This is a genomic window from Candidatus Uabimicrobium helgolandensis, from assembly GCF_041508025.1.
Lineage (GTDB): Bacteria > Planctomycetota > Uabimicrobiia > Uabimicrobiales > Uabimicrobiaceae > Uabimicrobium > Uabimicrobium helgolandensis.
Window position 1 is genome coordinate 8841308 of sequence record NZ_CP165719.1, and the last position, 12347, is coordinate 8853654.

At 36.7% G+C, this 12347-nt stretch carries 4 protein-coding genes and 3 tRNA genes; 4 read left to right on the forward strand and 3 right to left on the reverse strand.

Features of this window, described 5'->3' with window-relative positions; translation table 11 throughout:
- Window positions 1-8 precede the first annotated feature (8 nt).
- On the reverse strand, window positions 9-1169 hold the full coding sequence (locus UABHE_RS32690; RefSeq protein WP_372367673.1) for a hypothetical protein: 1161 nt from the start codon (window positions 1167-1169) through the stop codon (window positions 9-11).
- Between the two features lie 163 nt (window positions 1170-1332).
- Between UABHE_RS32690 and UABHE_RS32695 the strand changes: the two genes are divergently transcribed.
- The 3 genes from UABHE_RS32695 to UABHE_RS32705 all read left to right on the forward strand — a co-directional run bounded on the left by UABHE_RS32695 (window position 1333) and on the right by UABHE_RS32705 (window position 1561).
- Window positions 1333-1406: transfer RNA gene (locus tag UABHE_RS32695), tRNA-Ala, on the forward strand.
- Between the two features lie 3 nt (window positions 1407-1409).
- Window positions 1410-1483: transfer RNA gene (locus UABHE_RS32700), tRNA-Val, on the forward strand.
- Between the two features lie 6 nt (window positions 1484-1489).
- Window positions 1490-1561 (forward strand) — tRNA-Asn (locus UABHE_RS32705).
- Window positions 1562-1597: 36 nt separating this feature from the next.
- Here the strand turns inward: UABHE_RS32705 and UABHE_RS32710 are convergent.
- A complete protein-coding gene (locus tag UABHE_RS32710) occupies window positions 1598-6061 on the reverse strand; it encodes a protein kinase (RefSeq protein ID WP_372367674.1) in 4464 nt (1487 codons plus the stop codon).
- Window positions 6062-6098: 37 nt separating this feature from the next.
- Window positions 6099-10583 (reverse strand): protein kinase, encoded by a 4485-nt coding sequence (locus tag UABHE_RS32715; RefSeq protein ID WP_372367675.1) that lies wholly within the window; start codon window positions 10581-10583, stop codon window positions 6099-6101.
- Window positions 10584-11253: 670 nt separating this feature from the next.
- On the opposite strand from UABHE_RS32715, the gene UABHE_RS32720 reads away from it, so the two are divergent.
- Window positions 11254-12210, forward strand: a complete 957-nt coding sequence (locus tag UABHE_RS32720) for a phosphotransferase (RefSeq protein ID WP_372367676.1) — start codon at window positions 11254-11256, stop codon at window positions 12208-12210.
- Window positions 12211-12347: the final 137 nt, after the last annotated feature.

A 12347-nucleotide genomic window follows, 5' to 3' on the forward strand; every position in this document is an offset into this window, starting at 1 on the left:
AAAGTTTATTACGAAGTTTGGGAAATAGCAAATCTATATTTTTTGATTTTTTTAAGCGCAAAATAAATGCAAACGACTAACAAAAAAAGGAGTATAATTTTTATAAAAGAGATATCTGATGTAGTTGCAAGACCAATTACTGCAATATTCTTGTAGTATTTTTCTTGAAATTTCTTTTCCACATCTTTATTCGTTGCAATCCATTTTTTTTCATCTTCACACAATTTTGTATACCAATTGTTGGCGTCTTGTAGCTCATGTGTAAACTGTTTTTGTTCAGTTTCAAAGTCTTGCTTTGGATTTCGATGACCTGATATACACAATTTTGCCAAATCATAATATATTTTTTTTAGAGATGTGTCTTTGCTATGAGAGGAAGCCTGTAAAAAAGCACGACATGCTAATTTACTAGCATTATGATGACGGTGTTCTTTTTCAATTAATAAGTGAGCCAAAACTTCTAAAAGTATAGGGGAAGAAAAATTGCCAAAACGCATCATCCCCAAAATGCCATTGACAGCCTTGTGGCGACTGAATTTCTTACCCTGTTTCTTTTGTAAAAAATCAACAAAACCGTTAAAAATCGAACTCGCTACAAAAATATTACTCCTTGAACTGCTTATATAATCAGTAACGGTTTTATATTTATAATGCTTGGCTTTCTCCGTGAGAGTGAAAAGAGGAAGTGTTATTTTGCTATCAATCATTTTACTCAATAAATACTCCACCAAATATTTTTGATATACCTCTCTGCCAAAATGAGCATCAGGATTTATAGCAATCGCTTTATCTATATAAATAAGCCCCTTTTTATACTGGCGACTATGAATATAAAACGTTCCCATATTAGCATAAGTTTCATACAACCCAGGAGATTTCTTTTCCTTTTGCAACATTACCTCTATTGCCTTGCTATGTTCACCAACTTTGTCATAAGAAACAGCCAAATCATCATATAGAGCTAAATTATCGTGGTCATTTTCGATTTTTTGTAAACGGTCCTTTATTCTCCATTGATAAAAATGAGTACTGTGACGAGGAAATTTTCCAGCGATAAGTTCCAAAGTACTAGGAAAAATCGATCGCTCTTGAACAAGAGTCTCTTCATCCCAAAGGCAAGCATTTGCACATATAATGAGCATATAAACAACTAGCGATTTTAAAAGCATAGTGATCTCCTTTTTTGTTTTGGCCACAAATTCACCTACAATTATACACTATGATCTCAAACGCAGCAAAAAATATAAACGTTGTAGCACAAATGTAAATTTTTTTTATTTTAATGCAAGATTTAGTGAAAGCAAGACGACTTTACTTACAGAAACAAAAAACGGGGGTGTAGCTCAGATTGGTAGAGCATCTGCCTTGCACGCAGAAGGTCGCAGGTTCGAACCCTGTCATTTCCATAAGAAGGTGTAGCTCAGATTGGTAGAGCACCTGCCCGACATGCAGGATGTCATAGGTTCAAGTCCTATTACCTTCATTTTTATGTCCAGTAGCTCAGTGGTAGAGCATTTGGCTGTTAACCAAGTTGTCGTAGGTTCGAATCCTACCTGGACAGTTTTTCCAATAACAAAAAATGTCGCGACAATTTCTACTATTCTAATTTCCATAAACGCGAAGGTAAATCGAAGTTTTCTACCTGTTGAAAGGGAGAAACTCGTTTTTGAAACAAATATTGAGTAAAAAGCTTTGGATTGGCTTCTAGGTTATATTCAATTAACCACCCAGGTATATCCAAACGATAGTCGAGAATGGAATTTTTGATATATTTTTGCTTTTGCTGTGGGACAAAATTGAGTGTCCACAGTGGCAAAGGATGTATGGCTTTACGAGCTTTTAGAGGAGCGATTTGCGAGATACTAACTTTGTCGTCAGAAAGATAATTTGTAAGCATTGTCTGGTCGTCAGAGTCTAATTGGGCGACCTCAGCGCCTTTTTCTGGTTTGTAGATAGTTCGGAGTGGCGCTTGTCTTTTTATATCCCAAATAACTGTTTGGTCAGCAGTTTCACATAGTAAATATTTGCTATTAGCGAGAAATTTTTGTTTCTTTATAGGTTTTATATTATCCAGTTTGTACGTTTTGTTATCTTGTAAGCTATTTATAAGTAGGGCTTCACCGTCTTTTTGTACAAGATAGTGTCCATCGGGGCTAACCATTGGTTTCTGTACGATAAACCTGTTGCTAACTTTGTAGTTTTTGAGATTGCTAAATAGTGCCAGATTTTCTGATAAAGAAGCGAACCCTCGGGGATAAAAAAAAGTTGATACTGCACTATCTTGAGAATGTTCTACCGTTTTATGGAGAATTTTTTTATCCTTAAAACGCCATAACACCACCTCTCCCTGTGATGCGGTTAAAAAATGTTTTCCATCTGCTGAAAAAGTAATATCTGTTGGATAAGAGGAATGCGTTTTTTGTAATATTTCTACTTTATTTTTTCGATAATCCCAAAAATACAGGTCGTTATCTCTGGCGACAATTGCCGATGAATTATCGATAGCGAAAGCAAATTCAGAAGGCAGTACATGAGTGTCTTTTTTCAGAAAAGCGATTTGTCTTCCTGACAATATATCGACAATGCTACATTTTGTTCCTGAAGAAATCAATAGCACATTGTTATGTGTTATTACCTGGCTTATAGGAGCTGTATTTTTTTCGATGTAAGTGAACAACTTTTTTCCTGAAGTATTCCATAGAAATACCTTATTGCCTTTGTACGTTACAAATTTTTCATTTCCTGGAAGAAAAGAATTCTTGCCATACAAATAACTTTGAGATTTACCTGCGACTATGATCGAGTTACCCAAATTAGCAATGTCAAATAGAGCTATTGAGGATTTTGTTGTGCTCAAAAAAAAGCGATTTGACTCTATACTTCCCACTAAAAATTTATCACTACAATCAAATACTGTAAAACCACTAAAATAGAAACCGCTCTTTTGCAAAGAAAAGTCGACAATCGTGATTCTTCCTTGCTCCGTACATAGTAGTTGGTTTTTGCCATGAAAGATAGCATCTCCGGGACTATAAGATAAAGATTTCTCTGTTTGATTGAGTACCTTTTTATATAATTGTTTTCCTGTAGAAACATCGAAGAAACTCACTGCATCAAACTGCCCAATAGCCATTACTTTACCATCTATAGAGTACCTGATGGATAGAACTTGACCAGATACAGGTATTCTATATAGAAGTTTCTGCGTAGCAGTATCCCATACTAAGACATTTGTATCTTGGCTTGACCCTGATACAGCTAATTTTTTACCATCTCTACTAAATTGCACTTGGCTGCTGTATAGAAGGTCATCTCCATTTTTTAAACTTGCGATGTCATAGTTGTTTGCGATATCACGAAGTAAGACTCCTTGTGTTTTGGCCACCGCAAGAATTTTGCTATCAGCGGTCATGTCTATCTTGTAAATAGCGTTATAACCACCGTTAATTCGACTTTTTCTATCTGGTCGTTGGTATATTTGTTTTATAAGTGTACCGCTTTTAGCGTTGTGGACAAATATTTTGTATGGAGTTGCGACTATCAGCCATTTGTTGTCAGGGCTGAATAAATAATCGCTGATGTTATCATAGTAACTTAACTGGTATTTCTCTTGGCCGCTTTCTATGTCCCACATTGTTATTCGCCATGAATTTCTGATGGCCAATGTTTTTTCATCTGGGCTGATTTGGGCAATATCTTCGGGTAAGTATTGAGATATTCTTCTCATCGTTTTATCTTGAATCTTCAAAGTAGGTGCATTACGAGAGAGGTCTTCGTAATGTACTTCTTTAGAGCGTGCGTTTGGTCTTCCTGGAGAACATAGCCATCTTTTATTTGCAATATCCCATAGATAGATATGACGACTTCCTTCACATATAGCCAGTACTTGGTGTGAAAATGCAAAATCAATATGCGAAACGTCATTGTAGAATTGGTATTCCCATATCTTTTTGCCCTGCAAATTATAAAGTACAACTTGTTTTTTGTTTATGAAGGCAATTCCGGTAGGGGAAATTTGTAACTTTTGTCCTTTTGTCTTTATTTTAAATCTCGGTTTATTTTTATGCCACAATACCAATTCATCTCCTGCAAGAGTTACGATGTTACCAGTAATATGATCGACGACTAGTTCATTAATCGTTTCTGGAACTGAAAACCTTTGATATGTTTTTTGTGATGCAATGTCTCTTACAAAAACATCCTTGTCTACAGCAAATACAATTTCATCTTGTGATAAAAAAGCAGCTCCATGCCCCTTTACCATCAGCTCTTCAACTTTTGATTTATCTTGGATATTCCACAAAGAGATACTTTTCGTTGAGCGAGCAACAAGAAATTTATCGTTTGGGTCAAAATCAATAGATAAAAGACCTTTCTTTTCTAGGCGCCATTTTTCTGTTCCGCGAGGAATGTTCCAGACAATGATCATGTTTTCATCTACGGTTGCAAGGTATTTGCTATTAGCACTAAACTTAATGAGGTTAACATCGCGAATGTGCCCAGGTAAATCCATAATCTTGTCACCATTTATATGGTATAGACTGAGAAAATTTTCTTCGTAAGAGGAAAACGTTACTACGTACTGATTATCAGGGCTAAAATGAATGGTATCGTAGCGTAATCCACTGCCATAGTTATACTTTTGACTTAGAACACCAATGTCCTGTAAACAGGCTCGGATATAACCCTTTCCTTTTTCTCTAAGAAGGACAACATCTTCTCCTTCGATATTCTTGATGTATTCTAGCGCAGTGCCCACTAGTGCACCACATTCTTGCCACTTTTTGTGATGATAATTCTCTGCTGCTTGGGTCATGGAAATTTTTGCTAGAGCTAAAGCTCTTTCCCTTGCCAGTTCGGTTTTTTGTGCTTTTTCGCGCTCTGCACTTTTCCACTGAACAACAGAAAAAATAGCGCCTATAACTACCAATAGATAAACTGCGATGCCGGTAAACACTGCTAGCCGATGACGCAGAATGAATTTATAGGTCACGCTCCATATCGAAGGTGGTTTTGCGCTTACAGGACGGTTTTCAATGAAGTTTTGTAGATCTTTGGCCAGCGCTTTTGCACTGTGATAGCGACGATTAGGATCTTTTTCCAAACATTTTAGGCAAATGGCCTCTAATTCTCCTGGCACATCAGGGTTCAAAACAGAGGGACGAACTGGGTCCATGCTCAGAATCTGCATAACTATATTGATGTAGTTTTCGCTCTGAAAAGGAGGACGCCCCACAAGAGATGCGTATAAACTAGCTCCTAGAGAATATATATCAGAACGTTTGTCTATTTTTTCTGCGTTTACCTGTTCTGGTGACATATACAAAACCGTACCCAATACATTCCCTGTTTTGGTCAAACTGTTTTCCTGGCTTACCTTTACCAAACCAAAGTCCATTAACTTAGGGTGCCCTTGCGAATCAATCATGATATTCGCTGGTTTGATATCGCGGTGTATAAAGTTTTTTGCGTGCACTGTGTGCAATGCCGAAGCTATTTTTTGCAAAATCGATGCATATTTTTTAAATTCTGGCGTTTCCTGATATAGCAAGTCTTTGAAAGTTTTACCTTCGATGTACTCCATTGTAAAAAAACAATTTGGTTGATCGCCGACTTCTAAAATTTTGACGATATGAGGATGATCTAGCTGTGCGGTAACAGACGCCTCACGCATGAACCTCTGTGCTTCTTCTTCAGAAAAAGCAGTATTTAGCATCAATTTTAAAGCCACAATACGTCGCAATTTGGTATCAAAAACTTTATAAACGACTCCCATACCTCCCTGACCCAACTTTTTTTGTATCTGATAGTGGAGAAACATTTTACTTTGCGGTGGTACCTTTTCAAGAATAGCTATTTTTTCCACAGAATCATAGTTAGTCATATCCGCTATTTCTTGGACTTGTTGCGGGCTGAGAAGATTGTACTTTTTGAATATCTGTATTAGAGTGGAATGTGGATGTTGCTTTTGTATTTGCAAACCTTTTTGTAGATGCTCAGGTTTAATAAAGCCTAAAGATACAGCTTTCTGTGCCATTTCTAAATCATAATTATTGGGCATTTTTTCTATCTTTTTGTAGTAGTTTTTTTTTGTTTTTTTATTCTTTTGATCCTAAATGCGCTTTGTATTTTGTTTCCCATAAAACGGGAGGGATTTCGAATTTATTTATACTGAGAACTTGCGATACCGACCTTTCAAATAAATACTGTGTGAATAATTTAGGGGTCGCTGCTAGGTTGTATTCTATCAACCAGCCAGGAATATCAGTTCTAAAATCAAAAATAGATTCTTTTTGATATTTTTGAGGATCGGATGGTAAAAACTGTTTCGTCCATCTTGGTCGAACATATTCTTTATCACGCTTAACATTCCATTCGATTTTTGACAGAGAAACAGTTTCGCGTCCAGACCATTTGTTCAATAAAATTGAATTGTCGGGGCTGAACTCTACAAAGTGAGTACTGTATGTCGTGGGTTTGTATATTGTTTTTAACGGCGATTTCATTTCTAAATCCCACAATATCGCAGGTCCTTCAGAGTAATCGCAAAACAAATATTTGCTATTTCGCGAAAAAGTGGTCTTGGTAAAAGGAGCCTGTGATATGTTTTCTAGTTCGTGGACCTTGCCATTTTCTAAGTTATAAACTAACAGTTTTGACTTTCTGTTGCCAATGAGATATTTACCATTAGGACTGACATTCGGACTTGCTAATAGAAATTTATTGATAATCTTATATGTTTTTGCATCTTGTAAAACCGCGAGTGAAAAAGAAAACGACATAATTATATTCTTTTGGGGATGAAACATTGTACGAACAGATCCACTTGGGTGCTTGACTGAAGAATCTAGTAATTTTTTTTTCGACAAATCCCACAAAGTAACAACGCCACTTTTATTTCCAGAACCATATCCACTACCTGTTAATAATTTGTTAGTAGAAGACACTTCTATGGAATGGGTTGCTCCGAACTCATTAGAAAGCTTGAAAGTTTTGTCTTTTATAAAATCCCACAAATAGATATTTGTACCACGACCAACAACGATGGAATGATTGTCTGGACAAAAAGCAGCTGTAGCACCACCGTTTTTTGTTTCTTTCTCCATAGTTGCTATTGTTTTTCCCGTTGATACATCAACTATTTCTACTTTTTTCCATGATATTACGCATATTTTTGTACCATCATTATTAATAACGACATTGGTGATGTGATCATGAGAAGAACTCAAGATCTTTTTGCCATCTGTGTTCCAGATGACAACGTCTTTCTCTACCCTTGTAAAAAGTTTTTTGCTACCAGGGAAAAAAGCTGTTTTGTTGTTAGTACTGTAGTTTCCTTCTGTACGTGCAGAGCTCTCTAAATTTTGTATATCAAGTACAGATGTTCCCGACCCACTGCCAGCAATTAAATAATTTTCGCTAGAGTAAGCAGATTTTCCGCCTGAAAAGAGACTACTTTTTTGATATAGAATGTCAAAAATATTTATACGTCCGTTGTCACTGTAAAATAAGAACTTCCCCGATTTACTAAATACTACTCCTGATCCTCTGCGCGCTGGAATTTGTTGTAACAACTCTCCTGTTTTAGAATTATATAAGTAAACCCCGCTGTATGTACCTATACATACAAATTCACCATCAAGAGAGTAATCTATCGATACGCAGTGGTCTTTAGTATCTATTTCCTGTAGTATTTTTTGATTGCTAACATCCCAAATCAAAAATTTCTTTCCCGCTGAAAAAGCCGTTGTTAACAGATTTTTTCCATCAGGGCTGAAAAGTACTTTTCCAAAGCTGAATTTTTCGTGGTTCAAGTTTGCTAGTTCGGTGTTGCCATCAATTCTTCTTAGGGTGACTTCTTTTACCCGTGCAATAGCAAGTATCGAGCTATCAGGACTAATAGCAATAGAAGAAATAAAGTTTCCAAACCCTCCCAATACAGGCTTTTTATCATCAGGGCGCCCTAAATTAATACGCTCGAGAAGCCGTCCATTATGCGTATTAAGAATGAAAACTTCATAAAGAGTTGCTACAATCAGTAATTTTCCATCAGGACTAAAGATATGCTGCATAATACGATCATAAAAACCTATCCTCTGTTCTTCTTTGCCATTGTCCATGTTCCATATTATGATAAGGTGCGAGCCACCCCGGGTTGCAATTTTACGTTCTACAGTATTTGTTACCGCGCCACTTTCATGTAAATACTGTGTGAAACCTGTGAAAGATTTCGCTGGAGTGTATTTGGGAGGATCTGAGATCTTATCGGGAGTAGCAGGGGCACATAACCAACGCTTTTCGCGAATCCCCCACAAATAAACATGTTGCTCATCGGAGGTAATTGCTAAAACATTGCCACCGAATGCAAAGTCTACTTCTGAGATTGCACGATTAAATTTTAACTTCTTTAGCTTTTTCCCTTCTAAATTGAATAACATTAACTCGGTAGTATCTATAACCGCTACACCAGAAAGACCTATTTTTATTTTGTTACCACTTTTACGTTTTTTTAATACCGACCGTCCATTTTTTGCATTCCAAACTCTGAATTCTTTTTGGGAAAGACTGGCTAAAAGAGTTCTGTCTTTGCTAACAGCAGTATCTTTTATTTCTTCTTCATGGGAAAATTCATGAACAACTTTTCCTGACATACTATCTTGGACAATTGCTTTGTTGCCATTGGCAAAAAACACTTGGGTTTTTCCTACAAAGGATGCTTTTTTTACTTTTTCACCAAGTTCGCCTACAAATTTATGCTGTGCAGTATCCCATATGTTTATTTTCTCTTTTGTGTGCAAGAGAAAATATCTACTGTCCTCAGTAAAATCTATAGATTTTACAACGTTTTCATCAAAAGTTGCTACGATATCACCGCTTTGTACATCCCAAATAGTAGCAGTATTACCTCCCTTTGCTGCGAAATACTTGCTATTAGGACTGAAAACTAATTGTTTTAAAACCTGAGAATACCCAGACAAGTCATGTAGATGTTCCCCTGAGATTGTGAACAATCGCAATATATTCTTGCTTATAAATCCTTGAGAATGTGAGAATAAAGCTATCAGCGAATTATCCACACTAAAAGATACTTTGCAGTAAAATATACTCTTTGTACTATTAAACCTTTGACTAATAATAGCTATATCACGCACACAAGAACGAATGTAGCCTTTTGCTTTTTTTCTGAGGATATCTACATCTGGTCCTTCGAGATTTTTAATATACTCCAAAGAAGTTCCCATCAACGCTCCACAATCCCGCCATCTTTTTTCATAATGTGCTTTTGCTCCTTGCGCCATAGCAACTTTACAGAGAGAAATCGTCTTGCTTCTTGCAAGCGTACTTTTTTGGGTACGCTCTTCAATCGCTACCAGTTTTTCACTTTCTGCTTTTTTCCATTGCACGATAGAAAAAATAGCACTAATGAAGATCACAAAATATATCGCAGCAAACGATATCACAGCATAGCGATGACGTGATACAAACTTGTACCCTCTCTTCCAAATAGTAGGAGGTTTTGCACTTACAGGTCGATTTTCTAAAAAATTTTGCAAATCTTTAGCCAACGCTTTTGCCGTGCGATAGCGGCTTTGAGGTGCTTTTTCGAGACATTTTAAACAAATAGCTTCTAACTCAGGAGGAATACCTGGATTGATGACCCTAGGTTTTACTGGCTCTGTTTCTATTATTTGCATTACTAAGTTTACACTGGTTTGGCTAATAAATGGAGGACGTCCTGTCAATACTTCGTATAGACTTGCACCGAGAGAATAGATATCGGAGTATTTGTCTACCTTTTCGCCATTAGCTTGCTCAGGAGACATATAACGTAATGTTCCAATTACATTGCCCGTTTTCGTTAGACCATGTTCGTCACTAACTTTAGCTAAGCCAAAATCCATAAGTTTTGGATTTTGTTGCCCATCAATCATAATATTTGCAGGTTTAATATCACGATGAACAACACCCTGGCTATGAACTTCGAAAAGAGCTGTAGCCATTTTTTGAATGATTTGTATATGCTGAGAAAGTTCTATTTCATCCTGGCGCAAAAAATCTTTAAATGTTGTCCCTTCAATATACTCCATAGTAAAAAAGCAATAAGGTTTATCACCATACTCTAGAACATCTACAATGTTTGGATGTTTTAATCGAGCGGTAACCGATGCTTCCCGAATGAATCTTTTGGCAGCTTTGGGAGAATCATTGTGTAACATCAATTTCAAAGCAACCACTCTACGAAGTTTTGTATCAATGGCCTTGTATACAACCCCCATTCCTCCTTGTCCTAGCTTGTCTTTAATCTCGTAGTGAAGGAAATGGTTTTTTTGTTTGAATTGAGAAAACCCGGATTGAGAAAACTTGGGTTGAGGATTTTGCTGTGTTGACTGTCCTAATTTGGTTTCGTTTACAAGTTGCTGAATGCTTTGGGTAGTGAGTTGTTTGTAGTTGAGTAAGATTTGTAATAATGTAAATTGCTGATTTGCTTTTTGAAATTGTATTGCTTTCTGTAACTGTTCGTTAGTAATAAGACCTTTCGATACAGCTCTTTGGACAATATTAAAGTCATCTTGCTTTGACATCACTTCTCCTGGTGCTTTGTATTGTAAGTCTCGAAGCATTTACCGGTTTTTTTGAGATTTATGAAGTTTATGCTTCGATTTTTAGATACTATTTTACAATAATTTATTGATTCTACATAACTAAATCCTTACGTGGTTTTCAGACTTGTACCTGGTACAAGTCTGGTGGAAATCTGAACTTAAATGTTTTTTTGGCTGCGGTATTATCGATGATTGTGTACTTTCTTCCTTGTTTTGTTTTCAATACCAAAAATTACTCTTTGATGTACAAAAACTTCTTGAGTTGGAAAAAACATGGCAGAAAAATCGCGTAATCAAATTAAAATTAACATCTATTGGAAAATAGGCGAGAGAATTGCGAGCGATCCATTTTGAGTTTGTCACCGTTTTTTCGCGTTTAGATCCTAACGAGTTTGGCGCTTATAAAACGGATTTAACGAGTCCGGCGCTTAATAAAACGAGTCTGGCGCTTATAAAACGAGTCTGGCACTTATAAAACGAGTTTGGCGCTTATAAAAAAACATTGTAGCCGTGATAAAAAATCGCGTAAAATAAACCTTGCGTTTGATCGCAAATTACGGAGGATTCTTAGATTAAAAAAAATACTAACTCTGAAAATATAAATACCCAACAGTTCTGGGTTGACCATCACGCTTCAGCAAATACAAAAGTGCTGAACACTTTTTTATCATTGACACCAGCTGATTGCTCAGAAATACTAGATAATGTTGCTGGGTCGTCTCTAAATGAAGGCGTTCAATTTGAAAGTCCTGAAAATAGAGTCTTTGGATTCGGTGATGTGGTTGTGAAATTTTATCGCCCAGGTCGCTGGAGCATTCATGCTCTAAGAGACGAACTTCAATTTCTGGAAGACCTACGAGATGCAAATGTTCCTTTTGTTCGTCCCATTGGAGATATTGGGACTTGGCGTGACATTCATTATCTGGTATTTGAAGCTGTTCCTAAGCCTTACAATGTAGACCCAGAAATACTCGATGAAGACGCTGTTCGTACTATGGTGCATTTAGTTGCGCAAATTCACGATGTTGGAGCCAAGCGGCCGGCAATGGCTCGACCACAGTTTGAAGCCTATAATATGTGTTACGGTTGCTTTGAAGTTATTTGTCGCGCAGGATTTATTCCTAAATCATTACACAAACGTTACACACATGCTATCGAGCAGATTGTTTCGCAAATTGAAAATTTTGGTCATATTCCAATACAAAGAATTCACGGAGACAGTTATAGTGGTAATGCTCTATGGCGAGCTGATGGTCCTATTTTCTTAGACCTCGACGATTTTCAAATGGGTCCTGTGGCTATGGACATACCATTACTAAGTTTTCCTTGGCGTTTAAACTCACTACCTAAGTCGATGGATCGTCGTGAACGTCGAAATATTCAACATCAGTTAGTACTAGATCTGTATCGCGAGGTTCGTCCATTTCCTAAAAAATTTGAAGCATTGATTCCCTTAATACGAGGCTGTCGAAACATTGTATTTGATGCCTGGTTTTCAACTCGCTGGAACGAACCTGGGTTTAGAAAGCATTATGAGGATGACAATATTACCAATCCCGATTGGTGGCAGGACTCTATCGAAGAGCTGGAGCGCGCAACAAAATAAAAATTAATGTTGGAATACCTCTAATCAACGCGCTATTTCAATTCTCACTTAAAAAAATGAAGCGTTAAATCCCAATAATTTTAAATGCTATTTGGTTTGTTGGTTTTAGGATAAATATCATGGCAGAATATAAACAT

What these genes read in the sequence shown, in the direction of transcription:
- UABHE_RS32690 (WP_372367673.1), bottom strand. Translation starts at nt 1,169, where the DNA reads ATGCTTTTAAAATCGCTAGTTGTTTATATGCTCATTATATGTGCAAAT.
- UABHE_RS32710 (WP_372367674.1), bottom strand. Translation starts at nt 6,061, where the DNA reads ATGCCCAATAATTATGATTTAGAAATGGCACAGAAAGCTGTATCTTTA.
- UABHE_RS32715 (WP_372367675.1), bottom strand. Translation starts at nt 10,583, where the DNA reads ATGTCAAAGCAAGATGACTTTAATATTGTCCAAAGAGCTGTATCGAAA.